Here is a 23,342-nt window from a genome sequence, read left to right on the forward strand (position 1 = left end):
TGGCCAGCCAATCGACAGGGGGGATGCCGGACGTCGATCTGCTGGTGCCGCGCGACTGCGCCGACAAGGTCGGCGCGTATGCAGAGGCTCTGTCGACGCAGGCGTTCCCGGTCACGATCGAGACCATCGACGCCTACATCGACTGGCGGCCGAGCGCGGAGCGGTCCTATCTCACCCACCGGAGGTTGCAGTTCCCGGTGCCGAGCGAGCTGTTCGAGCCGGGCAAGGCGACGCTGCTCGGTCAGGAGATCAACACCCTCGACCCGCGCACCCTGCTGCACACCTTTGGCACCGTCGGCGGCGTGATCCGGAAGAAGGACGTGCCGAAGATCGTCGGGCTGGCGGACGCGATCAAATCGGGCCGGGCGGTCAGCCGGTTCAGCGAGCGCGACTGCGAGGTGTTCAGCCAGTACATGGTCGCCCGCAAGCGGCAGTATCCGGTCTTCATCGCGGCCAAGCGCACCTGGGAAGGCGCCTTGGAAGCTATGCCGAAGCAGGCCGCGCAGGCGATCAAGCACCACGTCCTGCCGGCCGCCCATCGGACGATGGCGAAACTGAACCGGGACAAGGGCGACGAGCGCGGGCGCTAGAACGAGACCTGTACCTGCAGCCCGAGATGGTCGGAGAGATCCCCGCTGGTGAACGTCAGCTCCGCTGTCTCGACGGTGATCGACGGGTCCGAGAGCAGCAGGAAGTCGATGCAGTGTGAGGACTTGCCGGGCTCGAGGTAGGCCGGATGGAACGTCGGCGGGCAGTCGTGGCCGAAGGCATCGAGCAGGCCGGTGTCGTGGATGAAATCGCGGTACAGCGAACTGTCGCGGGCGACGTTGAAGTCGCCGGACACGATCGCGGGCTGCTGCACTGCGCCGACGTACCGGCCGAGCGCAGTCAACTGACTCTGGTGCAGGCTCCAGAAGCGGTTCGTCTCCGACCAGTCGCCGTCGCGATTCGCCAGCAGGTGGGTGTTCACGATGCTGACTCGCGCCAGCCTGGTCGCCAGCGACCCCTTCAGTGACGCCTTCAACCGGGACAGCCGCGGCAGTCCGGCCACCTCACCGGCTGACGGGATCGGGAACCGCTGGTAGCCGGTCCCAGTGACCGGAATCCGCGACACGGTCACCAAGCCACCGTCTGGCCCGGCCACCGAGCGCCGGTAGCTCACGAAGCGGTACGACGGCATCGACCGCACCAATCGCCGGAGGTGGTAGTAGGTCAGGACCTCCTGGAAGTTGACCACATCCACATCGGAGCCCTCGAACACTTCGGCGATCGCCGTGTACCGCTCGCCGAGGCGCGAGCCGACGATCGGGATTCCCCTGGTGTTGAGTGAGGCAACGGTCAGCCGGGTCAGGTCGGGGCTCATAGTCCTCCAGTCGTAGCCCGAGTCAGCGTAGATCCCGCTGGAAATCGGGAGAAGGGCACTAGCTCAACCGCCGAACCCATCACCGGCATCCCCCAGGTGTTGAACGACGCGATGGTCAGTTGACCGATTGAAGTCACGGCCACAGTTGGCTGCTCAGGGTGCGGCACCAGACGAGCACGTCCTCGTAGCCGCCAGGAACGGCTTCCAGTTGGTCGTCGCCGTACTGATCGCGGACCAGGTTGGCGAGGGCAACTGGGTCCTTGAGGCCGATCGCCTCGGCCAGGAGCTTGATGTCCGGGATGTCACGGTTGCGGGAGGCAACCAGTTTCATCGCCAGCAGGGATTCTGGACTCGCGACGACCACCTGCAAGCCTGCTCGGTTCGGTGCGCGAAGTGCTCCCTTGGGAAGCACTGGTGTCCAGGCAGCCGCGTCGGAGTTGATCCGGTCAGGCGGTAGGTGCTCGGCCTCCGCCACCGCTCGGGCGGCCTCCAGCACTGCCCCTTCCGGGACCAGAGTGGCGTCGATGTCCTTGGTCGATCGGTTGGTGTCGAACGACAAGGCGATCGCAGCGCCACCTACGACGTACATGGTGGCGGCGGTGCCGCGGGATGCGAGCTCGCTCTCCAGGAGCTCGAGGAGTCGCCGGATCTCCGGTGCGGTGAAGTTCGACGGCATGGGTCAGGCGGTCTCGAGGTCGTGGGTGGAGATGTAGATACCGCGTCGGGACAGCCAGGCGGGGGTGTGGGTGCGGGTCCAGTCGACGCCTCGGCGCAGGTTCGGCTGGATCCAGTCGGTACTCAGTGGCGGAGTCTCGGTCCAGGCCGGCATACGGGCCGCGTCGTGCTGCTCGAACTCGTGGGCGACCAGGGCCGCCAGCAGGGCGTCGTACCGCGTATCCGAAATCGACCGGCTCCGGAGCAGCCATGCGTCGGCCGCTGGGTCGTCGGCGTCGAGCATCGTGGCCAGGTGATCGCGGGCTTGGATGATCAACTTGAAGGCCCAGGTGTTGTCGCCGGCAACCAGGGCCTCGTTGACCTCTGTGGCGGTTGCGTCGGGAGTCATCCAGCCGTGGAGTCGTGCGCTCCGCAGAGCGGCGGCCGTCCGGAGTGCTCGGAGGTAGAAGGCGGCCGAAGGCATCGTTCTGCCGTTCAGGTACGCCGACAGACGCGGTCGTGATGTGCCGAGAAGACGGGCGAAGGCCTCCTGGTTGAGACCTGACGTGGCCAGCGCGGAGCGCAGGCCGGAGACGACCTCTGCTCTCTCGTACGCGGTTGCATCCACGAGCTCAGTGTATCAAATCTGATACGTCACTCTGAGGGTTTGGGCAGTTGGAAACCCTGATGTGCCGGGCCGTGAGGGCTCGGTAGCTTCGGATGGTGATGACTTCTGAGGTGACGATCCGGGCGTTCGGCGGGGTTGACGAGGTGTTAGGAATGCAGGGGCCGATCGAGCGGGTGTTATGTCCGGTGGCGGAGCATGTCGGGCCTTGTGAGGTGCCTTGGGGGTTTCGGTGAGCGAAGCCGATGACCTGGTGTTGGGGGATCTATGCGCCCCACGAAAAGGCAGTTGAGGTGGCTGAGCGGGTGAGAGGTGTGGTCGGCGCCAGGGAGGCTGTGCTGACCCAGGGGACTCCAGGTTGGTTCGACGGGCTCGAAGAGCAGTGGCGGATCGAGCAGGGCAGCTGATACTGGGCACGTGGACGCTTTAGCCGAGGCCCGGACTGCGTACGACGTACGCGCGTGGGCGCAGGCGTATGAGCTGTTCGCAGCCGCGGACACCCTGGACGCGGCCGACCTGGACCGGTACGCCGTCGCGGCGATGCTGCTGGGGCGCATGGACGAGTACTACGCCATCCGCGAGCGCACCTACGAGCAGCTGCTCGCCCAACGCGACCTGGTCGGAGCAGCAGGCGCAGCGCTCTGGGCCGGCATGCAGAGGATGGTCGCCGGTGACGTGGTGGTCGGTGGCGGCTGGCTGGCGCGTGCTGCCCGCCTGATCGAGGAGGACGGGACCGACTCGGTACCCGCAGCCTTCCTGAGGATGAGCCAGGCCTTCGCGGCAGAAGACGTCGATCAGGCGGTGGCGATCAGCAGTGAGGCGGTGGCCGACGGTCGCCGGCTCGGCAGCAGGGACCTGGTCGGTCTGGCGCTGCACCAGCAGGGGCTGTTCCTCCTCGAGGCCGGTCGTACGGCGGACGGTTTGGCGAAGCTGGACGAGGCCATGGTCGAGCTGAGCTCCGGCTCGCTCTCGCCGATGGTGACCGGCATCATCTATTGCGGCGCGATCACCGGCTGCTGGACGGTGTACGAGCTACGGCGCGCCGAGGAGTGGACCGTCGCGATGACGCGCTGGTGCGACAGCCAGCCTGAGCTGGGCAACTTCACCGGCGAGTGCAAGGTACGACGGGCTGAGCTCAAGCAACTGCGTGGCGCCTGGACCGACGCTCGCAAGGACCTGGCCGGTGTGAGCACAGCAGACATCGACTTGTGGGCCGCCGGTTGTGCGGCGTACGTGCGAGGGGACCTCGACCGGCTGCAGGGACACTTTGCGGATGCCGAGGAGTGCTTCACCGAGGCGAGTCGGCTCGGCTACGACCCCCAGCCGGGACTGGCTCTGCTCCGGTTGCAGCAGGGCAGTGTGCAAGCGGCCGCCGCGATGATCCGCCGCTGCCTCTCCGAGTCGCAGGACGACTCGAAGCGGGTGGAGATCCTGTTCGCCGCGACCGAGATCCTGCTGGCGTCAGGCGACCTCAAAGCGGCGACCACCGCCGCCGATAGGCTCATCGAGCTCGCAGACAAATGCCGCACCACTATCGTGCACGCGCTCCAGGAACAGGCCCACGCGATGATCCAGCGAGCCGAGGGCCGACCGGATGCCGCACTGGGACCGGCCCGCGCTGCCCTCCGCCGGTGGGTCGAGCTCCGAGCGCCGTACCAGGAAGCTCGCACGCGACTCCTGATCGCGGATGCCTGCCGTGCACTGGGCGACAACGAGTCCGCGGACCGCGAGACAGCGGCCGCGATCGCCACTCTCGAGAAGCTGGGGGCGGTCACCGGCCACAGACGGCCGGACGGCCTGCTCTCACCGCGAGAGATCGAGGTACTGCGGCTTGTCGCCACCGGAGCCACCAACCGGGCGATCGCGGCCCGGCTGGTGTTGAGCGAGCGGACGGTCGATCGGCACATCAGCAACATCTTCGGCAAGCTCGGAGTCTCGTCCCGGTCGGCGGCAACGGCCTACGGCTTCGAGCACAAGCTCGTCTGAGGTACCCATTCGGCCCATTGGGTGATTTCGCCGACGCGGCGAAGCGGCCGGAATTCCTACCTTCGAGACAACCGAAGGAGGAGCCATGAGGTACGAAACAGTGGTGATCGGGGCGGGACAGGCCGGTCTGTCGGCCGGGTATCACCTTGCCCAGCGCGGTAAGCCGTTCGTCATCCTGGATGCGGCAGACCGGGTCGGAGGGTCCTGGCTGAACCGCTGGGACTCGCTCGCACTCTTCACACCGGCCAGCCGCAACTGCCTGCCCGGGGTCAAGTTCGGCGGCGGCTACACCTTCCCGTCCAAGGACGCGATGGTCGCCTACCTGGAGGGGTACGCCGAACGGTTCGGGCTCCCGATCCGCCTGGGCACCCGGGTGGACGGGCTGTTCCGCGAGGGGAACGGGTACCGCGTGACCGCCGGGACCGAGTCGTTCGAAGCGGACAACGTCATCCTGGCGACCGGCGTACACCGAGTGCCGAAGGTTCCGGACTTCGCCGGTGAACTCTCACTCGGCATCGTCCAGCTGAACACGGGCAACTACCGCAACCCCGGACAGCTGCAGCCGGGCACCGTGCTGATCGTCGGCGCGGGGAACTCCGGTGCGGAGATCGGGGTCGAGGTCGGCAAGACCCACAAGGTCCTGCTGTCCGGCCGGAACGTCGGCTACCTCCCGATCGAGATGCGCGGCTGGCAGGGCAAGCTGCTGTTCCCGCTGATCTGGTGGATGTGGGAGCACGTCCTCACCGAGGACAAGAAGCCCGGCCGCAAGGTGCAGGCCCAGGCGCTCGAGGGCCACGGCGAGTTCCTGATCCGGCAGAAGGAGAAAGACCTCATTGCCGTCGGCATCGAACGCGTCCCGCGCATCGCCGGCGTCGTCGACGGTCGCCCGCAGACCGAGGACGGCGAACTGCTGGACGTCGCCAACGTCATCTGGTGCACGGGATTCAGGCCCGACTTCGGCTGGATCGACCTGCCCGGCCTGGACTCGACCGGACGGATCGCGACCGAGCGGGGCTGTGTCACCGGGCAGCCGGGGCTGTACGTGCTGGGTCAGGAGTTCCAGTACATGTTCAACTCGCACACCGTCGGCGGTGTCGGCAAGGACGCCGCGTACGTCGTCCGCCAGATCGCCAGCCGGGTCACACAGCCCTTGACCTCAACAGCTATTTGACCGCGAGTTCGCCGAGTTCGGACCAGTCGTCCTGGGGCAGCTTGAAGTTGACGATGCGCGGGGTCTCCACGAGGTACGGCGGGAGTTGCTGCTGAGCGGCCTTGAAATGGTCCGAGGTGACATGGGCCGTGGCCGCGTCGTCGTCGGCGAACGCCTCGACCAGGACGTACTCGTCGGTGTCGTCGATCGACCGCGACCAGTCGAACCACAGGCAGCCCGGCTCGGCCCGGGTGGCCGCGGTGAACTCGGCAGCGATCGAGGGCCAGTTCGAGGCGTGTTCGGGCTGGACACGGAACTTCGCGGTGATGAAGATCATGCGCCCGATGGTAGTGCTCAACGCAGCGTGAAGCCGGTGCCGAGCGGGTCGCGGGGGTCGAGGGTGAACGTGGCGGTGCCGGTCCGGTACGCCGCCCCCTCGACCTCCGTGATCACGCCATCGTCGACCACGTCAACCACCCGCCCGAGGAAGCTGGTGCCGACGATCGACTCGTGCCGCAGCACCTGCCCGTCCTTCAACCGGCCCTCGTCGTACAGCAGCGCAAGGCGTGCCGACGTACCCGAGCCACACGGCGACCGGTCCACCTCCCCGTCGGCGAAGATCGCGACGTTCCGCTGGTGCGGTCCACTGTCCGATGAACCGAGGTCGTCGTACAGGATCGTCCCGTAGATGCCGTTCAGCCGCGGATCGACAGGATGGACGGCCTGCGAGTCCAGCGCCCACTTGATCTCCCGCCCCACGGCGATCAGGTCGGCATAGCAGGCAGGAGTCACCGAGAGCCCGACCGACGACGCCGCGACGGACGCATAGAACGCGCCACCGAAACTCACATCGGCGACCACATCCCCACGTGAGGTCGACACCTCCAGACCGCGCCCGGCGACGTACGACGGAACGTTGCGGAAGGCAACATTGGACACCACGCCACCGGCACAGGTGACCCGGGCAACCACTCGTCCGGACGGTACGTCGATCACCACATCCGTAACTCCATCAGGCGAAGCGGGCACCAGGCCGCTCTCGACTGCCCAGGTGCCCAGGGCAATCGTCCCGTGTCCGCAGGCCGTCGAGTACCCGTCCTTGTGCCAGAACAGCACGCCGAAGTGCGCGCCGTCATCATTGCCCGGCACAACGAATCCGCCGTACATGTCCGCATGCCCGCGCGGCTCGTTCACGAGCAGCTGCCGGACCGCATCAACCTCCGGCGACGACTGGGCGAAGACCCGCCGGTCCGGCACCGAGGCACCGGGGACCTCCACCGACGTCACGATCCGGAACGGCTCCCCAGCCGTGTGGTAGTCGACGACGCTCACCGGGTCCATCATGAGCCAGGTCCAGTCAGACCCAGGTAGGTGAGGACGGCGAGCACGCGCCGGTTGCTGTTGTCGTCGTCGGTGATGCCGAGCTTGCCGAACAGGGACGTCGTGTACTTGCTGATCGCGCTCTCGCTGAGGAAGAGCCGCTGGCGGATCGCCTGATTGGACAGGCCCTCGGCCATCAGTCCGAGCACGTCGTGTTCGCGTTCGGTGAGTTTGCCGATCCGCTGGTTCGAGTTGGACATGAGTTTGGTGACGACAACCGGGTCCATCGCGGTCCCTCCGGCCGCGACCCGTTCGAGTGCGTCGATGAACTGATCGGCCTCGAACACGCTCTCCTTGAGCAGATAGCCGACGCCGCCGGCGCCGTTGGCCAGGAGCTCGCGGGCATACAGCTGTTCGACGTGCTGCGACAGGATCAGGACCGGCAGGCCGGGCACCTCGCGGCGGGCGGCGAGTGCTGCCTTGAGGCCCTCGTCCGACTGGGTCGGCGGCATCCGAACGTCGATGATGGCGACATCCGGCCGCCACTTCAGCAGCGCGCCCAGGGTCTCGGGACCGGTGGTCGCGGTCGCCACCACCTCGTGCCCGTAGGCCTCGATGAGGCGGACCATTCCGTCCCGCAGGAGGTAGAGGTCTTCGGCGACGACTATTCGCATGGCACCGTCATCCTCGCACGGGTCGGGCCGTCGGCCGGGCTGGTGACATCGAGAGTGCCGTCGAACACCGCGAGGCGTCGGCGCAATCCGGAGAGTCCGCCCGCGGCGTTCACCTCGGCGCCGCCCCGGCCGTTGTCCTCGACCTCGACGACGATCGCTGTGTCGTCCCGGGCGATGGCGATCTGTGCCCGGGACGCGTGTGCGTGCTTGATCGCGTTGGTGAGTAGTTCGGCGATACCGAAGTACAGGGCGGACTCGATCGGCGGATCCAGGCTGAGCTCGACCTCGGCGTTGACCGCTGTCTCGAGCGGGACGTCCATCGCCAGAGCGCGCACGGCATCGACGAGTCCGCGCTCGTTCAGCACCGGTGGGTTGATGCCTCGGACCAGTTCGCGGAGCTCGGTCAGCGAGGTGGCGGCACCGACTCGTGCGTCTCGCAGCAGCTGCCTGGCCTGGTCGGGATCGGTCTCCATCAGCTTCTCCGCGGTCGCCAGCGAGAGCCCGAGCGCGACCAGCCGAGCCTGCGCTCCGTCGTGCAGATCCCGCTCGATCCGGCGAATCTCGGCGGCCTGCGCCACCGTCGTATCTGCCCGCTGCGCGGTCAGCTCGTCGACCCGGTCCGCCAGCGCCATCGCCGCCGACGGGCGCAGAAACCGTACGGCGATCGACTCGATCGGCCGCCAGGCGTACGGCGCGCTCGCGATCGCCACGACCAGGCTCGCGACTGCTTGCAGCGGCATCGACTGGGAGAAGCCATAGATTGCGATCACTAGGCCGGCCGGTGGGATGGCCGCGACCAGCCCTGCGGCGAACGGCGCGATCGCCACGAACCGTAGGTCACGCCAGTTGGCGGGATCCTTGAACCGCAGCTTGAGTTCCTGATCCTCGCGAGCCTCCTTACTCGTGCGCGAGTACGACGAGCCGTTCCACCAGTACCCGGTGGACATCTGCGTCACCGGTCCGACCTCCTGGTAACCGGCCGGGATCACGGTCCCCGTCCACTGCGCGACGAGGGCACGGACCACCCGGCAGACCGGCCGGGCCAGGGCGAGAGTGCCGACAGCGGCCAGCACGAACAGCGGGATCCACGACCATGGGTTGCCCGCCCACCAACTCGCCACGGTGATGGCCACGGCCCACACCACCGGAACCAGCATGGTGACCACCGCGACGGCACACGCCCGGACGAACCCCACGCAGGCACTCTTCACCCACGACATCAGAAACCCTCTTCCTCGCTACGGCTAGTGATTTCACTGTGCACCACGCGGAAAGCGGTTCTGGTGAGATCGGGCCGGAAGTGGGTCTGGCCCCACCCATCCGGACGTCCAGACACACATCAGCCGCTGTCGCCCGGGTGGGCAGCAGCGGCTGACGGTGTCTTGTGGAGCGGCCTGAAGGAGTGTGTCAGGCAGCTTGCAGGACGCGGGTGCGGTTCTTCTGCGCCCAGATGGCCCGGCGCAGTTGCGCCTTGTCCGGATAGCCGTGTGCTCGGCCGATCAGGTAGACGTCGTGGTTGCGCATCTTGACCATGCCGGCGACGAACCAGACCGGGCTGCCCTCGGCAAGCATGGTGACGATCATGGTGGTGGTGGCGCTGCCTACGGTGGCGGTGGTGGTGTTCATTCTGACCCTCTCCTTTGGTCGCTCTCACTGATACGTCGGACCACGCCGGCCGAATTCGACATCACCTCGACAAGTTTTTTTGGTCCGTTGTCCACCGACACGTACGCCTGCCTCGACGCGGTTCAGCTCCGGCCGCGTCGAGGTCTCCGCGGCCTGCTCGCACTGCCGGCCGTCGGATAGAGGTACAGTCCGGAATCGCCATGATCTGCAGGGCAAAACAGAGCGCCCCGATCAGAGATCGGGGCGCTTGTCCGTGTGGGTCCCGGGGGGAGTGGGACCACCACACGTTGGGGGGGACTTAGACCGTAACCCGGGCGCGGGGTCATGTTCGAACCAAAGCCGCACTTCGCCAACCGTGTTTCGGCGAACGGCAGGAAAACTGCGCTCACCGGCTCGTTCGGCGCCGGTACAACGTGGTCGCCAACGTCACCGAAAACAGGAGCAGACCGGTACACCAGGCGAGTGCGATCCAGCCGTTGTTTCCCATCGGCGTCCCGATCAGGAAGCCGCGCACGGTCTCGATCACCGGCGTGATCGGCTGGTGCTCGCTGATCGGCTGCAACCACGACGGCATCGTCTCGGGCGGGACGAACGCGCTGCTCAGGTACGGCAGGAACAACATGAAGAAACTCAGTGTGCTGGCCGACTCCACCGACTTCGCGATCACGCCCAGCCCGGCCGCGAGCCAGGAGAGCGCGAGGACATAAAGCAGCATCAGTCCGATCGCGGCCAGCCAGTCGGCCGGGCCGGCGACCGGCCGGAAACCCATCGCCAGCGAGGCAGCGATGACGATCGCCGTTGACACCGCGTTACGCGCGATACTCGCAGTAACATGCCCGGTCAGTACGGCGGAGCTGCGGATCGGCAGTGACCGCAGCCGGTCGATCATCCCGCTGTTCATGTCGTCCGCGACCGCCATCGCCGTGTTCGAGGCGCCGTACCCGGTGGTGAGCAGCAGGATCCCCGGAACGACGTAGTTGATGTACTCCGTGCCGGTGCTGATCGCGCCGCCGAAGACGTAGACGAACAGCGCCATCATCAGCAGCGGCAACAGGATCGAGACGAACAGCGTGTCCACGTTCCGGCGCATCAGCCGGACACTGCGGTCGATCATGGTGACCGCGTCGGACACCGCGGCCCCAGCTCCTTGGTGTGACATGTGATCAAACTCCTCAGGCGGTCAGGGCAAGGAAGACGTCGTCGAGCGTCGGCCGGTGCGACGACACCCGCTCCGGCTGCAGCCCGTTGTCCCGCAGTACGTCGAGGACGTGGTGCAGGTGCGCCGCCGTACCGTCAGACGGAATGTTCAGCACGAGCTGATCGGACACCCCGTCCAGTACGCCGGTTGCCTTCAGCAACTGCACTTCGTCGGCGAACCGGAGCTCGATCCGCTCGCCACCGATCTGGGCCTTCAGTGCGTCGGCGGTGCCGCTGGCAACGATCCCGCCCTTGTCGAGCAGCACGATCCGGTCGGCCAGCCGGTCCGCCTCCTCCAGGTACTGCGTGGTCAGCAGAATCGTCGTGCCGTCCCGGACGAGTTCGCCGATCGCGTCCCACATCGTCGACCGGCTGGCCGGGTCGAGCCCAGTGGTCGGCTCGTCCAGGAAGATCACCCGCGGCTGCGCGATCAGGCTCATCGCCAGGTCGAGCCGCCGCCGCATCCCGCCCGAGTACGTCTTCACCCGGCGGTCCATCGCCTCGGTCAGCCCGAACCGCTCCAGCAGTTCCGCGGTACGGCGTCGCGCGGTGGGCCGGCCGAGATGCATCAACCGGCCGACCATGACCAGGTTCTCCCGGCCGGTCTGGTTCTCGTCGACCGCGGCGTACTGCCCGGTCAGGCTGATCACGCCGCGGACCTGGGCCGGCTCGCGCAGGACGTCGTACCCGGCGATGGTGGCCTGGCCGGCATCCGGCCTGGTCAGCGTGGTCAGGATCCGCACGATGGTGGTCTTGCCGGCGCCGTTCGGGCCGAGCAGGGCGAGCACGGACCCCTCGTCGACCCGCAGGTCGACCCCGGTGAGCACCTCGGTCGCCCCGAACGACTTCCGCAGTCCGGTTGCCTCGACAATCATGTCCCCTCCTTACTGCGTACTCGATACGCTAAATAGCGTAGCAGGTACGCTATATGTCTGCACACCCCCTAGACTGAGGCGGTGGAGATGAGCGAGTTGCCGGCCGACGTGGCGCTGATGTGGCGACTACGGGACGGCAGCCGGCGCGGGCCGAAGCCGTCGCTGACCATCGAGGACATCACCCGGGCGGCGATCGAGATCGCCGACGCCGACGGGCTGGCCGGGGTATCGATGGCGCGGGTGGCCGAGCGGCTCGGCAACTCGACGATGGCGCTCTACCGGCACGTGAAGAGTAAGGACGAACTGCTCGTGCTGATGACGGATGCCGCGCTCGAACGTCCCGAGCCACTGCCCGAGGGCGTCGACTGGCGGACCGGCCTCACGTTCTGGGCGGAGGGCGTTCTGGTCGCGGTCCGCAAGCACCGCTGGTACTCGAAGCTCCCGATCTCCGGCCCCCCGGCCGGGCCGAACAACCTCGCCTGGTTCGACTCGGCCCTCGGCGCACTGAAGGACACCGGCCTGCCGGAGGAGGCCAAGATCGGTGTGGTGATGGGCCTGATGACCTACGTCCACGGCGAGATCCGGCTGTCCCTCGACCTGGCCGCCGGCTATGCCGACAACCCCGACGCCTTCAGGCGGTACGGCGCGATCCTGGCCCGCGTCGTCGACCCGCGGCAACTCCCTGCCCTGGCCCGGGTCCTGGACGCCGGCGTCTTCGATTCCGTCGCCGCCTTCACCGAAGAGTCCGACGAAGACTTCGACTTCGGCCTCCAGCTCTACCTGGACGGCGTTGCAGGATTCATCGACCGAATGTCTCAGACGAGCTGAATGACTGCGTCCGCCGCGGGGGCCGTTGCGGCGATCAGCCGGGCGTTGTGTTCGTCGGTGCCGTAGGTGCGTTCGTGGGCCTCTTCGGGGGAGCGGCCGAAGTGACGGTGACGGGCTTCGAGGCGGTCGTGCCGCAGTTGCTCGGGCACCTCGACGTACCAGCATTGATCGAGCAACGTCCGGATCGTTGCCCACGGCATCTCGTCGAAGAGCAGATAGTTGCCTTCGGTCACGACCAGTGTGACGTCCGGCGCGATGCCGATGCTGGCGGCAATCGAATCTTCCAGCCCGCGGTCGAATCGCGGCGCCCAGATCTGTTCGTCCGGTGCCTCCTTCAACCTTTTGAGCAAGGCAACGAACCCGTACCCATCGAACGTGTGCGGCGCCCCCTTGACCTCGGCGAGCCCGAGTTCCTCCAGCACGGACTGCGCCAGGTGGTACCCGTCCATCGGCACCAGCGCGACCCGGTGGCCGTCCGCGACCAGCTTCGCCGTGAGCTGTTCGGCGAACGTCGACTTCCCGGCCGCCGGCGCCCCGGTGATGCCGAGGATGGAACGCCGACCTTGGGTGGCGAGTTCGACGGCGCGGTCGTACGCGGAGGCCGAGTCCAGTGTCTGCACCCAACGATCCTAAGAGGTCAGTGCGCTCGCTGGAGGTCGCTCTCGTGTTGCTCGTGGACCAACCGCCGTGCGATCGAACCACACCCCTCCAGCTGCAAGGTCTGAGCGTCCTCCGGCAGACGGAAGCCGAGTGAGGTGACGGTGTCCAGGCAACGGGCTGTGTGCATGATCGCCCAACCGCCGCGAGCCTCGGGGGACAGGTCGAGGTCTTCAGCCAGGGTGAGCTCGTCGCCGATCCACGCGCGCATCGTCGTCTGCAGTGCGCCGCCGACTTCGCCGTGCCGCCCGAGTACGAGCGACTCCCTGAGCTCAGCAGTGCACCCCTCATCCATCCGTACGACGGTCGATCGCGTCACGTTTGCGTCGGCGGAGACGACGAACGGTTCGCCGTACCATCGCAGACTCGCTCCGTCGGTGAGCCGGATGTCGACGTCCCACCGCGCCGAGGCGCCGCGCATCCCATACGCGACGGTCCCGGCCGTCTCGATGATCTCGACCCGCACTGGCCCGGACACCGCGATCTCGATCCGCACCTGATCCCCGGCCAGCAGCAACGCCCCGGCCGCGACCAGCGCGATCCGCACGACGCCCGCCGGCCCGGCCAACCGTCGCGGTGATATCTGATCACTGCTCAAAACACAGCGATCCCGAACCGCATCCGCCACAACCTCAACCCGAGCCACCACCCACCTCCTTCCGCCCCGCACTCCTCTCCGCATCGACCTCTCGCGAAGGTCAGTGCGCGTGAGTGTGCGAGATCAGTTCGCCGTTCTCGCCGACGTGGGAATGCGGCGCCATCGGTCCGGGGTCGACGGGAGTGTGCCCGCCGCCGCGGACGACAGCCGTCATCGACAGGACCCATTCCTTCAGCCGGGCGACCGATGCGGGGTCGTTGCGGGAGAGCGCGAGTACCGGCTTCCCGTCCCGCGCGGCCTCGGCGTCCTTCACCATCTGTTCGACGTCCACACCGACGTACGGCGCGAGATCCGTCTTGTTTACTACGAGTAAGTCCGCCCTTGCGATCCCCGGACCACCCTTCCGCGCAACGTCCCCACCACCCGCCACATCGAGCACGAAGATCTGCGCGTCCACCAGCGCGGGGGAGAAGGTCGCGGTCAGGTTGTCACCACCGGACTCCACCAGTACGACGTCCAGCGGCGCGAAATCCCGCTCGAGATCCTCGACCGCGATCAGGTTCGGCGTCACGTCGTCCCGGATCGCGGTGTGCGGGCAAGCGCCGGTCTCGACCGCCCGGATCCGCTCCGGCTCGAGTACGCCGGCCGACCGGAGCAACCGCGCATCCTCGTCGGTGTAGATGTCATTGGTGATCACGCCGAGCCGAAGCTCGTCCGCCAACTCCCGGCAGACCGTCGCGATCAACGAACTCTTCCCAGTCCCCACCGGCCCGGCAACCCCGAGCCGGAAGGAACGCGTGCCGTGGTCATGCCCGTGGTTATGCATGGAACAACCTCATTCTCTCGGTGGCGTGGTTCTGGGCGAGTACGTCGAGCAGCGGCGCCCCGTCCGCCGGAATCTTGTCGATCTCGGTCAGCGGCGCGACGTCGGTGACGAGCCGCTCGATGTCGTCCTGCAATCCGCCCAGCCAGCTCGCCGCATCGGCCGGATCTACTGGCAGTAACTTGAGCGAAGCGGCCACGACCGTCTGCACGTCGTCGTACGCGACCAACCGCGCAACCTGCTCCGCCGACAACCCCGTCACACCCCCGATCACCCCCACCACGACTGGCCGAGCAACCTCGCTGTCGGGCCGCAGATGCCGCAGAACGTCCGGCCAAACCCTCGCCGCCAACCGCAAATACGCCCGCCCCTGCCGCCGCGACACCCCCCGCAAAACCCGACTAGGCGTCCGAGCCGCCCAAGCCCCCTCCACCACCCCCAACATCAGCTGCCGATCCGCGTCGCACGGCGACCATCCCGCCGCACCCCTCACCCCCGCGGCCCCGCCACCGGCGCCGGCGCCCGCGTTCTCCTCCGCGATCCCGAGCCGCGACTGTCCCGCCGTGCCGCTTAACCCTGCATCCCCACCGCCGGCGCCCGCGTTTTCCTCCGCGATCCCGAGCCGCGACTGTCCCGCCGTACCACTCAACCCCGCCGCCCCACCGCCGGCACTCGCGGCCGCCGCCGCGGCTCCTCGGTCCTCGCCCCCGACCGAGTCATCACTCAGTCGTGGATCTCGGTCGGTTGTGGGCAGGTTTTGCAGCAGGGATCCACGACTCGGCGATGCATCATCGGCCGGATGAGGTGCGGAGACGGTGACGTGGCGGGCGAGTACGGCGACGGCGGCCTCGACTCGGGTGGTGGTGCGGAGACGATCCCGGGCGTACGCGGCGACGTCGGCGAGTTGCTTGCCGTCGGCACCCAACCCGGCACGGACGGCCGGCTCGAGACCCGCGGACTGGGTGTGCCCGCCGGTCGGCAACCGGCCGTCGGCCAGCATCAACGCGACCACCTCAGGCGAGCTCATCAGAACATCGCGTAGAGCTGGGCGAGTGGCAACACCTCGGCCGGCGCCGGCTCGACCAGGTCCCCGTCGACCTTGATCGCGAACGTCTCAGGATCGATGTCGATTGTCGGCAATGCGTCGTTGTTCTTCATGTCCGCCTTGCCGATCTCCCGCGTCGGCCGTACGGCGAGCAGCCGCCGACGCAACCGCAGTCGCTCAGCCAACCCGTCGTCCAGCGCGGCGGGGGAGACGAACGTGAACGACACATCCGCCCCGATCGCATCCCCGAAAGCCGGCCGCATCAGCACCGGCTGCGGAGTCGGAATCGACGCGTTCGGATCACCCAACGCGGCCCACGCGATCGCGCCGCCCTTGATCACCAGGCTCGGCCGGACCCCGAAGTACCGCGGATCCCAGAGGTTCAGATCCGCCAGCTTCCCGGCCTCCACCGAGCCGACCACGTGATCGATGCCATGCGCAACCGCCGGGTTGATCGTGTACTTCGCGACGTACCGCCGAGCCCGCTCGTTGTCGGCCGGCAGGCTCGTACCGAGAGCACCACGCCGGCCCTTCATCACGTGCGCGACCTGCCATGTACGCGTGATCACTTCGCCGATCCGGCCCATCGCCTGCGCATCCGACGAGGTGACGGACAACGCGCCCAGGTCGTGCAGGATGTCCTCGGCCGCGATCGTCGTCCCCCGGATCCGCGACTCGGCGAACGCGAGATCCTCCGGCACGTCCGGGCTGAGGTGATGGCAGACCATCAGCATGTCGAGGTGCTCGGCGACCGTGTTGACCGTGTGCGGCAGCGTCGGGTTGGTCGACCCCGGGATGACATGCGGGTACGACGCGATCGACAGGATGTCAGGCGCATGCCCACCACCCGCGCCCTCGACGTGGAACGCGTGGATCCCGCGACCGGCGATCGCGTGCAGCGTGGACTCGACGAACCCGGCCTCGTTCAGGCTGTCCGCGTGCAGGGCAACCTGGAGCCCCCACTCGTCCGCGGCCCGCAGCGCCGTATCGATCGCGGCCGGCGTCGAACCCCAGTCCTCGTGCACCTTGTACCCGGCTGCGCCGGCCAGCGCCTGCTCGGCGAGAGCCTCGGCGCTCACCGTGTTCCCCTTGCCAAGCAACAACACGTTGAGCGGGAACGCATCGAGGCTCCGATGCATCTGCTCCAGATGCCAAGCGCCCGGCGTAACCGTGGTCGCCTTCGATCCCTCGCTCGGCCCGGTCCCGCCGCCGACGATCGTGGTGATCCCGGTGGCGAGCGCCTCATGCAGCTGCGACGGCGAGAGCAGATGAACGTGGGAATCGATCGCGCCCGCGGTGAGGATCCGCCCCTCACCCGCGATCACATCCGTCGACGGGCCGATCCGCAACTCGGGATGCACCTCGTCCGCGATGTCCGGGTTCCCCGCCCGCCCGAGCGCGACGATGTGCCCGTCGCGGATCCCCAGATCCGCCCGCACGATGCCCCACCAGTCGAGCACGAGAACGTTCGTGATGACGGTGTCCGGCGCACCTTCCGCCCGGGTCGTCGTACCCTGCCCCATCGACTCCCGGATCGACTTGCCCCCGCCGAACACAACCTCCTCACCCCCGACCGTGAGGTCCCGCTCCACCTCGATCCACAGATCCGTATCCCCCAACCGAACCTGATCCCCCACCGTCGGCCCGTACAACGCCGCATACGCGGCTCGCGAAATCTCAACCATCGCGCTTCACCTGGATCCCCGGCACCAGCCGATTGCCTCTCAATGCCACGAGAGCCACCTCGCGAGACGCGCCTGGTTCGAAGCGTTGGGATGTGCCGGATGGGATGTCGAGGCGGTAGCCCTGGGCTGCTTCGCGGTCGAAGGACAGTGCGGTGTTGGCGTCCGGGAGGTGCAGGTGGGAGCCGATCTGCACGGGACGGTCGCCGGTGTTGATGATCACCAGGGTCTGGCGTTCGTCGTCGGTCCGGTCGGCGTTGAGCTGAATGGTGCCGGGAGCGACCCGTACGGCGCCGGGTCCGTAGGTGACGCTCGCGCCGTCGCCCGCCCCCTGTCCTTCATTGCTAAGTCTAATCCTGCTCGTCATGGATTCCCCCTTAAATTATTGGGTTGTGGATAGTGACGAGCTTGCGGCCGTCGGGGAAGGTGGCTTCTATCTGGACGTCGGTGAGGAGGTCGGCGACGCCGGGCATGACGTCGTCGCGGGTGAGGACGGTGCGGCCGCGTTCCATCAGGTCGGCGACGCGGGCGCCTTCGCGGGCGCGCTCGAGTACCCAGGTGCTCAGCAGCGCGACCGCCTCAGGGTGGTTGAGCCGGACTCCCCGGGCCAGCCGGTCGCGGGCGACCATGCCGGCCACGGAGAGCAGCAGCTTCTCGGTTTCGGCGGGTGTGAAGTTCACGGCGCGGCCGGGAGGACGTGGTCGGCCACCTTGTCGGTGCTGAGGCAGAGCGAGCACACGGCCGCGTCGTGGGTCTGGCACGCGGTCATGTCCGGTCGCTCGTAGTCCTGCCGGCACACATGACAGGTGAGTACGGCGCCTGACGGGTTGCCGTGCTCGTCGTACATCGGCAGGTCGAGCCCGTCGTCGGTACGGCGGAGGTAGTACTTACCGCGGGTAACAACGGCCAGGATCGGCGGCAGAACGAGAGCGAGACCGATCGCGACGAGGGGTGAGTACGGCTTGATCGTGTCGCCGAGTCCGCCGAAGAACACCAGGATCGAGACACCCGCGGCCGCGGCCATCGACACGAAACCGACCGGGTTGACGGCGTACAGCATGCCGCGACGGAACTCGGGCTCCTTCGGCGACAGCTTCAGCAGGTACTTGTTGAAGACGATGTCGGAGGCAACGACCACGATCCACGCCATCCCGCAGTTCGCGTAGAACCCGAGAATGGTGTTGAGGAAGTCGAACATGTTCGCCTCCATCAGCACCAGCGCGATCACCAGGTTGAAGGCGAGGAACACGAGCCGGCCGGGGTAATGCCGGGTCAGGCGCGTATACGAGTTCGTCCAGGCGAGCGAACCGGAGTACGCGTTCGTCACGTTGATCTTCACCTGACTGATCACGACCAGTACGACGGCCAGCGTCATCGCGAGCCAGCCGGGCATGAATCCCTCGTAGATCTCGAGGAACTGGTGCACGGGCTCGTTGGCGACCGACGCCCCGTCGGCGACGTTGGCGATGAGGTAAACGGCGAGGAACAGCCCGATCACCTGCTTGATCGCGCCGAAGATCACCCAGCCCGGCCCGGCCAGCAACATCGCGGTCCACCAGCGACGGGAGTTCTCCGGCGTCTTCGGCGGCATGAACCGCAGGTAGTCGATCTGCTCGGCGATCTGCGCGATCAGCGACAGACACACACCGGCCGCGAGCAGCATCGAACCCACATTCGTGCCCTGGTTGTTCTGACCGCGATAGTCGAAGAACGTCGACACCGAATCCGGGTGCGACACGACGAGATACACGAACGGCAGCACCATCAGGATCAGCCACAGCGGTGTCGTCCACACCTGCAGCGTCGACAGCACCTTCATCCCGTAGATCACCAGCGGAAAGATCACCAGCGTGGACACGGCATAGCCGAGCCACACCGGAATATGCAGCCCGAGTTCGAGCCCCTGCGCCATGATCGAGCCTTCGAGGGCGAAGAAGATGAACGTGAACGATGCGAAGATCACGTTCGTCACGACCGAGCCGTAGTAGCCGAATCCGCTGCCGCGGGTGATCAGGTCGAGGTCGATGTTGTAGCGCGCGGCGTAGTACGCGAGCGGCAGGCCGGTCGCGAAGATCACCACGGCGAAGATCGCGATTCCCCAGAGCGCGTTCGTGGTTCCGTACGAGATGCCGATGTTCGCGCCGATCGCGAAGTCGGCCAGATAAGCGATCCCGCCGAGCGCCGAGACGGCGACGACGCCGGTCGACCACTTGCGGTAGCTGCGCGGCGCGAACCGAAGGGTGTAGTCCTCCAGCGTCTCGCGGGTCGCGGCGGTTTGTGTCGGTGACTCGGGGGTGGCGCGGTGGTCGAGCGAGGGTTCAACAGTCATGGCGGAACTCCTGCGGCACCTTCGGGCGAGCGGTGCTCCGACGACCGGCGACGCTGCTGGCCGGGATGCACCCGAATGGAAGGAACCTAGGAACGGGTTGTTACCGCTGTGTTGCCGAACCGCTACGTTCGTGTATTTCCATCTGGAAGTAATCCGCGAGGTTCGCCTCGAGGTCGCGCTGGGCGGCCGCGATGCGATCGGCGACGGTCCCGCCGACGGGGGACAGGGCGGTGACGATCCGCCGCTTGTCGTCCGGGTGGATGCGGCGCAGGACCAGACCGCGCTCGACCAGCTTGTCCACGTGCCGGGTCAGGCTGGCAGCCGGCAGTACGGCGGCCTCGGCCAGGACTGACATCGGTTGACCGGGCTCGTCGTGCAGCACCGACATCACCCGCCACTGCTCGATGGTCAGCCCGAACTCGTCGAGCAGTGGTTGCAAACCGAGCTCGATCCGGCGCTCGGTCTGCTTGAGCCTCAGGAGCAGGCTGAACGGCATCCGCACTCCTCCCCGGTTGTAGGTGCTGGGAATATAGCCCAGCACTCGGAGATCCGCCTCCACATGCGCCACACTGGGCAGACTGCCGGTGAGCACCCGTCTCACCAACTGGTACGACGGCTGCGCCGCAGAGCCACACGTACGACGCTCAACCGGTACGCCCCCGCAGTACGACGTACGCAGTACGACGTACCGGGGTAAGGAGCGGCGTGTTGGGTGAGCGGACGTGGGTGCCGCGCATCGGTGGAGTTGGGTGAGCGAGGAGGTGCTTGTGCGGCGTTCCGACGTGGTGTCGATCGCGTTCGTGGTGCCGTTGCAAGGCCCGACCGGGATCTACGGACCGTCCTGCCTGGCCTGCGGTCAGCTCGCCGTCGAGCAACTCAACGCACGAAACGGCATCGCCGGCCGCCCGGTCGAACTCGTCCAGGTCGACGCCGGCCGCTCACCCGAGATTGTCGCCGAAGAGGTCGGACGGCTGGTCGACACCGCCCGAGTCGACGCGGTCGCCGGCTGGCACATCTCCGCCGTACGCGTGGCCCTGACGCGGCGCATCGGTGGGCGCGTCGTCTACGCGTTCGCGGCGATGCACGAGGGCAGCGACGACACCCCGGGCGTCTTCATGCTCGGCGAACGCCCGGTCAACCAGTTGCTTCCAGCAACGCACTGGCTCCGCGAACACCACGGCGCCCGCCGCTGGGTTGTCGTCGGCAACGACTATGTCTATCCGCGGGTGACCGGATCGGTAGCCCAGGAAGCCCTACAGGGAACAGGTTCCGAGGTCGTCCAGTCGGCGTATGTCCCCCTCGGTACTTCGGACTTCAGTTCGGTCATCAACGACCTCAAGGCAACAAAGGCCGACGGCGTGATCATGCTCCTGATGGGTCAGGACGCCGTACATTTCAACCGCCAGTTCGCCCGCCACGGTCTCAGCGAGAAGCTACTCCGCCTCAGCCCGGCGATCGAGGAGAACACGCTCCTCGGCGCCGGCCCAGGAGCCAACGACGGTGTCTATGCGGCAGCGGCCTACTTCGATGGCTTGCAGACCGTCGAAAGCGGCGAGTTCGCCAGTCAGTACTACACGCGCTTCGGCCGCTATGCCCCGGCCCTCAATGCAGTCGGCGAATCCTGCTACGAAGCGATCCGCTTCCTCGCCCGCCTGGGTGAGGTGAGCGGATCGATCGCCATGTCGGCCGCCTTGCCCACCGGCCATTTCTACGACAGTCCCCGCGGCCTGATGCGGCTCGACGGTAACCTCGTCGACCAGGACGTCTACTTGGCCGCCGCCGACGGCCTCGAGTTCAAGATCCAGGAACAGATCGCGTAGCTGGAGGGGCCTTGTCCGACATACCGCCCATGGGACGGCCCACCGAATTCGGCGACCTCAGCCCCTGGACGCTCGAGCGAACCGAGTTCTTCGGAGTGTCGAAGACCCTCGTCTGCTGCTACCCGGTGACGCTCGACGGGGAGCTCCTGGGTTATGTGTGGGCCGGCCTGGCAGCCGACGACGACACGGCCGGGTTCATCCCTCGACATGGGATGGGGGAGACCGGCTTCGACGCCCAAGGCACCTGGCTCGGGCGGCTGAAACGAGCGAGAGACAAGGGCATGTCCCCGGCCGAGGCAGTCCGCCAATGGGTCGGAGCAGCCGAGGACCCGAGAGGCGGGGGAGTGCCGGCGGACGCCGAGGAACAAGTGCTCCCCAACTCAAAAGCAGTCCAGTTCCTGGCGAGCCGGTACTCCGACCAGGACTGAGCAACCCGCGGACCTGCCGCACTCACCAACCCGGCCGTCCGTCGCCGCTGGCGCCTCGGTTCGAGCGTGATCTGTCCGGGCCACCCGTGGTTAGTGAGTGGCTCAGGTCCGCCATCCCGGACCGCCAGGCCATCACAATTGACGCGCCCGGACGTCCGCCAGCGGGGCTCGCTCGCACTCGCGGCCAATGTGATGGCCTGGCGATCCGCCACCGCGCTCAGGCGAGGTACCCGTCTGGACGGATGAGGATCTCGACGCCGTCCTCGGCGTGGTAGTGGTCGAAGGCTTCCGGTGACGCGTAGGTCCCGTCGGCAGCATCCCGGCGTACGACGTCAACGGTGTGTTCACCGGTCGATGGTGTGGTCGGGGTGAAGCGCAGGAGGGTGAAGTGCGGGCCGCGGAGGAGGTCGAAGAGGCGGAGGTTGTTGCCGGCAGCATCGACCAGCGGTGCGTCCGGAGCTCGGTCGCCTGAGGTCATGGCGCTGCTGTCGGACGGTGAGCGGTACGAGACGTCGAGCTGGCGGGTGTTCTCGCCGCGTTCCATCGCGCTCTCGTCGCCGTCGACATGCTTCTGCATCAGCTCCTCGCTGATCCCCAGCACCCGCATCGCGTTGGTACGACGCTCGGGCTCGTACGTCGCCAGCACTTCTTCACGCCCGTCGGCCAGCTTCCAGCCCAGGTTGTACGCATCCTGCACTCCCGTGTTAAGCCCTTGCCCACCGGTCGGCGGATGAACGTGCGCGGCGTCGCCCGCGATGAAGACCCGGCCCACCCGAAACTGCGCGGCGAGCCGGACATTCGGCCGCCAAACGGTCGACCAGGTCAAATCACGAAGTTTGGCCACGCCCGGACCCGCGTACCGATCCACCAACTCCTGCAACGTCTCCACCGACGGGTCCACGTGCTCGTCGTCCAGCGGCGCACCGAACTGGAACTGGTCCCCACCGGCCAGCGGCGTCAGCGCGATCCCAGCAATAGGGTTCGCGGCCTGAGCGAACCAGTAGCCGTACTCGTGGTCGAGCCCGTCCGCCGCGACATCGCCGAGCAGCATCCGGATCGACTCGTCCGTCGTACCCTCGAACGCGATCCCCAGGTGCTTGCGGACGAAGCTCCGGCCGCCGTCCGCGCCGACGAGGTACTGCGCTTCGACCGTTTCGCCGGTGGACAGTTCGGCCGTCACCGCGTCGGCGTTCTGCGTGAAGCCGACGATCGCGGTGTCCAGTTCGACGCGTACGCCGTACTCCGCAACCTTGTCGCGCAGGATCTGCTCGGTGCGCGACTGGCCGAGCATCCACGCGTTCGGGTACGGGATGTCCGGGGTCGGCTCCAGGATCGGGGCCATCCGGCGTTCGTCGGCCACCTTGCCGTCGAGGTAGATCCGCATCAGCGGCAGCGACCGTCCCTGACGCAGTACCTCGTCCACCACACCGAGGTCGTCGAACACCTCCAGCGTCCGCGGCTGCAACCCGTCGCCGCGCGAACCCTCGAAGTACTGCGTTGCTTTGTCGATCAGTCGTACGGCGATGCCGCGCCGGGCGAGGTCGATCGCCAGGGTCAGGCCGGTCGGACCCGCGCCCGCAATCAGAACAGTCATCCTTGTCTCCTTTGGGTGAATCATGATTCACTGAATCTGGATTCACTATGGAGGTGGCTAGGGTTCGG

27 protein-coding genes are annotated in these 23,342 nt (G+C 67.2%); 7 read left to right on the forward strand and 20 right to left on the reverse strand.

The genetic code is table 11. The annotated features are described in order from the left end of the window. Positions 1-23: 23 nt before the first annotated feature. Positions 24-590 (forward strand): hypothetical protein, encoded by a 567-nt coding sequence (locus V9K99_RS34765; protein ID WP_337009482.1) that lies wholly within the window; start codon positions 24-26, stop codon positions 588-590. On the opposite strand, the gene V9K99_RS34770 is transcribed toward V9K99_RS34765, so the two are convergent. From V9K99_RS34770 to V9K99_RS34780, 3 genes are all read right to left on the reverse strand, one after another. Continuing rightward, a complete protein-coding gene (locus tag V9K99_RS34770; RefSeq protein ID WP_337009484.1) occupies positions 587-1,363 on the reverse strand; it encodes an endonuclease/exonuclease/phosphatase family protein in 777 nt (258 codons plus the stop codon). The two genes, V9K99_RS34765 and V9K99_RS34770, sit on opposite strands and share 4 nt — an antisense overlap. A 133-nt stretch (positions 1,364-1,496) precedes the next feature. Beyond that, positions 1,497-2,039, reverse strand: a complete 543-nt coding sequence (locus V9K99_RS34775) for a DUF6036 family nucleotidyltransferase (RefSeq protein WP_337009487.1) — start codon at positions 2,037-2,039, stop codon at positions 1,497-1,499. Positions 2,040-2,042: 3 nt separating this feature from the next. Further along, positions 2,043-2,645, reverse strand: coding sequence for a helix-turn-helix domain-containing protein (locus tag V9K99_RS34780; RefSeq protein WP_337009489.1), 603 nt, complete (start codon positions 2,643-2,645; stop codon positions 2,043-2,045). Positions 2,646-3,059: 414 nt separating this feature from the next. On the opposite strand from V9K99_RS34780, the gene V9K99_RS34785 reads away from it, so the two are divergent. Further along, positions 3,060-4,628 carry a LuxR C-terminal-related transcriptional regulator gene (locus tag V9K99_RS34785; RefSeq protein WP_337009491.1) on the forward strand — a complete coding sequence of 523 codons (1,569 nt, stop codon included), beginning with the start codon at positions 3,060-3,062 and terminating at the stop codon, positions 4,626-4,628. A gap of 85 nt (positions 4,629-4,713) precedes the next feature. Beyond that, positions 4,714-5,799, forward strand: coding sequence for a flavin-containing monooxygenase (locus tag V9K99_RS34790; protein WP_337009493.1), 1,086 nt, complete (start codon positions 4,714-4,716; stop codon positions 5,797-5,799). On the opposite strand, the gene V9K99_RS34795 is transcribed toward V9K99_RS34790, so the two are convergent. The 7 genes from V9K99_RS34795 to V9K99_RS34825 all read right to left on the reverse strand — a co-directional run bounded on the left by V9K99_RS34795 (position 5,792) and on the right by V9K99_RS34825 (position 11,470). Beyond that, positions 5,792-6,115: a putative quinol monooxygenase gene (locus V9K99_RS34795; RefSeq protein WP_337009495.1), complete on the reverse strand. Its 324-nt coding sequence runs from the start codon at positions 6,113-6,115 to the stop codon at positions 5,792-5,794. The genes V9K99_RS34790 and V9K99_RS34795 overlap by 8 nt on opposite strands. A 17-nt stretch (positions 6,116-6,132) precedes the next feature. After that, entirely contained in the window at positions 6,133-7,119 is a 987-nt protein-coding gene (locus V9K99_RS34800) for a proline racemase family protein (RefSeq protein ID WP_337009610.1), read from the reverse strand. Next, on the reverse strand, positions 7,119-7,772 hold the full coding sequence (locus V9K99_RS34805; protein WP_337009498.1) for a response regulator transcription factor: 654 nt from the start codon (positions 7,770-7,772) through the stop codon (positions 7,119-7,121). The genes V9K99_RS34800 and V9K99_RS34805 overlap by 1 nt, the downstream gene beginning before the upstream one ends. Then, entirely contained in the window at positions 7,763-8,992 is a 1,230-nt protein-coding gene (locus V9K99_RS34810; RefSeq protein ID WP_337009501.1) for a sensor histidine kinase, read from the reverse strand. Before V9K99_RS34810 ends, V9K99_RS34805 begins: the two co-directional genes overlap by 10 nt. A 187-nt stretch (positions 8,993-9,179) precedes the next feature. Beyond that, complete coding sequence (locus V9K99_RS34815) at positions 9,180-9,398, reverse strand: hypothetical protein (RefSeq protein ID WP_337009503.1); 219 nt, start codon at positions 9,396-9,398, stop codon at positions 9,180-9,182. A 385-nt stretch (positions 9,399-9,783) separates the two neighbouring features. Then, the gene (locus tag V9K99_RS34820; RefSeq protein WP_337009505.1) at positions 9,784-10,557 is read right to left on the reverse strand and encodes an ABC transporter permease; all 774 of its coding nucleotides are present in this window, start codon (positions 10,555-10,557) and stop codon (positions 9,784-9,786) included. Positions 10,558-10,570: 13 nt separating this feature from the next. Next, positions 10,571-11,470 (reverse strand): ATP-binding cassette domain-containing protein, encoded by a 900-nt coding sequence (locus V9K99_RS34825; protein ID WP_337009507.1) that lies wholly within the window; start codon positions 11,468-11,470, stop codon positions 10,571-10,573. 87 nt (positions 11,471-11,557) lie between these two features. Here V9K99_RS34825 and V9K99_RS34830 point away from each other — a divergent pair, with 87 nt between their 5' ends. Then, positions 11,558-12,298: a TetR/AcrR family transcriptional regulator gene (locus V9K99_RS34830; RefSeq protein WP_337009612.1), complete on the forward strand. Its 741-nt coding sequence runs from the start codon at positions 11,558-11,560 to the stop codon at positions 12,296-12,298. Here V9K99_RS34830 and V9K99_RS34835 read toward each other — a convergent pair. The 9 genes from V9K99_RS34835 to V9K99_RS34875 all read right to left on the reverse strand — a co-directional run bounded on the left by V9K99_RS34835 (position 12,286) and on the right by V9K99_RS34875 (position 19,928). Next, positions 12,286-12,918 carry a nucleoside/nucleotide kinase family protein gene (locus tag V9K99_RS34835; RefSeq protein ID WP_337009509.1) on the reverse strand — a complete coding sequence of 211 codons (633 nt, stop codon included), beginning with the start codon at positions 12,916-12,918 and terminating at the stop codon, positions 12,286-12,288. The two genes, V9K99_RS34830 and V9K99_RS34835, sit on opposite strands and share 13 nt — an antisense overlap. A 17-nt stretch (positions 12,919-12,935) precedes the next feature. Further along, entirely contained in the window at positions 12,936-13,523 is a 588-nt protein-coding gene (locus V9K99_RS34840; RefSeq protein ID WP_337009511.1) for an urease accessory protein UreD, read from the reverse strand. 130 nt (positions 13,524-13,653) lie between these two features. After that, complete coding sequence (gene ureG, locus V9K99_RS34845) at positions 13,654-14,379, reverse strand: urease accessory protein UreG (protein ID WP_337009513.1); 726 nt, start codon at positions 14,377-14,379, stop codon at positions 13,654-13,656. Beyond that, positions 14,372-15,403 carry an urease accessory protein UreF gene (locus V9K99_RS34850; protein ID WP_337009515.1) on the reverse strand — a complete coding sequence of 344 codons (1,032 nt, stop codon included), beginning with the start codon at positions 15,401-15,403 and terminating at the stop codon, positions 14,372-14,374. The genes ureG and V9K99_RS34850 overlap by 8 nt, the downstream gene beginning before the upstream one ends. After that, positions 15,403-17,106 carry an urease subunit alpha gene (locus tag V9K99_RS34855; RefSeq protein WP_337009517.1) on the reverse strand — a complete coding sequence of 568 codons (1,704 nt, stop codon included), beginning with the start codon at positions 17,104-17,106 and terminating at the stop codon, positions 15,403-15,405. Before V9K99_RS34855 ends, V9K99_RS34850 begins: the two co-directional genes overlap by 1 nt. Beyond that, positions 17,099-17,470, reverse strand: a complete 372-nt coding sequence (gene ureB / locus V9K99_RS34860) for an urease subunit beta (RefSeq protein WP_337009519.1) — start codon at positions 17,468-17,470, stop codon at positions 17,099-17,101. Before ureB ends, V9K99_RS34855 begins: the two co-directional genes overlap by 8 nt. A gap of 10 nt (positions 17,471-17,480) precedes the next feature. Beyond that, a complete protein-coding gene (locus tag V9K99_RS34865) occupies positions 17,481-17,783 on the reverse strand; it encodes an urease subunit gamma (protein WP_337009521.1) in 303 nt (100 codons plus the stop codon). Then, positions 17,780-19,432, reverse strand: coding sequence for a purine-cytosine permease family protein (locus V9K99_RS34870; RefSeq protein WP_337009523.1), 1,653 nt, complete (start codon positions 19,430-19,432; stop codon positions 17,780-17,782). The genes V9K99_RS34865 and V9K99_RS34870 overlap by 4 nt, the downstream gene beginning before the upstream one ends. 100 nt (positions 19,433-19,532) lie before the next feature. Beyond that, positions 19,533-19,928 (reverse strand): MarR family winged helix-turn-helix transcriptional regulator, encoded by a 396-nt coding sequence (locus V9K99_RS34875; RefSeq protein WP_337009524.1) that lies wholly within the window; start codon positions 19,926-19,928, stop codon positions 19,533-19,535. An 88-nt stretch (positions 19,929-20,016) separates the two neighbouring features. Between V9K99_RS34875 and V9K99_RS34880 the strand changes: the two genes are divergently transcribed. The 3 genes from V9K99_RS34880 to V9K99_RS34890 are packed head-to-tail and all read left to right on the forward strand — an operon-like array spanning position 20,017 to position 21,680. Further along, entirely contained in the window at positions 20,017-20,148 is a 132-nt protein-coding gene (locus V9K99_RS34880; RefSeq protein WP_337009526.1) for a hypothetical protein, read from the forward strand. Between the two features lie 51 nt (positions 20,149-20,199). Continuing rightward, positions 20,200-21,252, forward strand: coding sequence for a substrate-binding domain-containing protein (locus V9K99_RS34885; RefSeq protein WP_337009528.1), 1,053 nt, complete (start codon positions 20,200-20,202; stop codon positions 21,250-21,252). A 29-nt stretch (positions 21,253-21,281) separates the two neighbouring features. Continuing rightward, positions 21,282-21,680 (forward strand): hypothetical protein, encoded by a 399-nt coding sequence (locus V9K99_RS34890; protein ID WP_337009529.1) that lies wholly within the window; start codon positions 21,282-21,284, stop codon positions 21,678-21,680. 217 nt (positions 21,681-21,897) lie between these two features. Here V9K99_RS34890 and V9K99_RS34895 read toward each other — a convergent pair whose 3' ends face one another. Next, on the reverse strand, positions 21,898-23,274 hold the full coding sequence (locus V9K99_RS34895; RefSeq protein WP_337009531.1) for an FAD-dependent monooxygenase: 1,377 nt from the start codon (positions 23,272-23,274) through the stop codon (positions 21,898-21,900). Positions 23,275-23,342: the final 68 nt, after the last annotated feature.

Source organism: Kribbella sp. CCNWLW201, from assembly GCF_037203805.1.
Classification (GTDB): Bacteria; Actinomycetota; Actinomycetes; order Propionibacteriales; family Kribbellaceae; genus Kribbella.

Bases quoted from the DNA above. Each gene is read 5' to 3' on its own strand.
- V9K99_RS34805 (WP_337009498.1), bottom strand. From the start codon at position 7,772: ATGCGAATAGTCGTCGCCGAAGACCTCTACCTCCTGCGGGACGGAATG.
- V9K99_RS34815 (WP_337009503.1), bottom strand. From the start codon at position 9,398: ATGAACACCACCACCGCCACCGTAGGCAGCGCCACCACCACCATGATC.
- V9K99_RS34790 (WP_337009493.1), top strand. From the start codon at position 4,714: ATGAGGTACGAAACAGTGGTGATCGGGGCGGGACAGGCCGGTCTGTCG.
- V9K99_RS34855 (WP_337009517.1), bottom strand. From the start codon at position 17,106: ATGGTTGAGATTTCGCGAGCCGCGTATGCGGCGTTGTACGGGCCGACG.
- V9K99_RS34875 (WP_337009524.1), bottom strand. From the start codon at position 19,928: ATGCCGTTCAGCCTGCTCCTGAGGCTCAAGCAGACCGAGCGCCGGATC.
- V9K99_RS34820 (WP_337009505.1), bottom strand. From the start codon at position 10,557: ATGTCACACCAAGGAGCTGGGGCCGCGGTGTCCGACGCGGTCACCATG.
- V9K99_RS34870 (WP_337009523.1), bottom strand. From the start codon at position 19,432: ATGACTGTTGAACCCTCGCTCGACCACCGCGCCACCCCCGAGTCACCG.
- V9K99_RS34795 (WP_337009495.1), bottom strand. From the start codon at position 6,115: ATGATCTTCATCACCGCGAAGTTCCGTGTCCAGCCCGAACACGCCTCG.
- V9K99_RS34810 (WP_337009501.1), bottom strand. From the start codon at position 8,992: ATGTCGTGGGTGAAGAGTGCCTGCGTGGGGTTCGTCCGGGCGTGTGCC.
- V9K99_RS34850 (WP_337009515.1), bottom strand. From the start codon at position 15,403: ATGAGCTCGCCTGAGGTGGTCGCGTTGATGCTGGCCGACGGCCGGTTG.
- V9K99_RS34890 (WP_337009529.1), top strand. From the start codon at position 21,282: ATGGGACGGCCCACCGAATTCGGCGACCTCAGCCCCTGGACGCTCGAG.
- V9K99_RS34775 (WP_337009487.1), bottom strand. From the start codon at position 2,039: ATGCCGTCGAACTTCACCGCACCGGAGATCCGGCGACTCCTCGAGCTC.
- V9K99_RS34825 (WP_337009507.1), bottom strand. From the start codon at position 11,470: ATGATTGTCGAGGCAACCGGACTGCGGAAGTCGTTCGGGGCGACCGAG.
- V9K99_RS34770 (WP_337009484.1), bottom strand. From the start codon at position 1,363: ATGAGCCCCGACCTGACCCGGCTGACCGTTGCCTCACTCAACACCAGG.
- V9K99_RS34800 (WP_337009610.1), bottom strand. From the start codon at position 7,119: ATGGACCCGGTGAGCGTCGTCGACTACCACACGGCTGGGGAGCCGTTC.
- ureG (WP_337009513.1), bottom strand. From the start codon at position 14,379: ATGCATAACCACGGGCATGACCACGGCACGCGTTCCTTCCGGCTCGGG.
- V9K99_RS34830 (WP_337009612.1), top strand. From the start codon at position 11,558: ATGAGCGAGTTGCCGGCCGACGTGGCGCTGATGTGGCGACTACGGGAC.
- ureB (WP_337009519.1), bottom strand. From the start codon at position 17,470: ATGACGAGCAGGATTAGACTTAGCAATGAAGGACAGGGGGCGGGCGAC.
- V9K99_RS34765 (WP_337009482.1), top strand. From the start codon at position 24: ATGCCGGACGTCGATCTGCTGGTGCCGCGCGACTGCGCCGACAAGGTC.
- V9K99_RS34895 (WP_337009531.1), bottom strand. From the start codon at position 23,274: ATGACTGTTCTGATTGCGGGCGCGGGTCCGACCGGCCTGACCCTGGCG.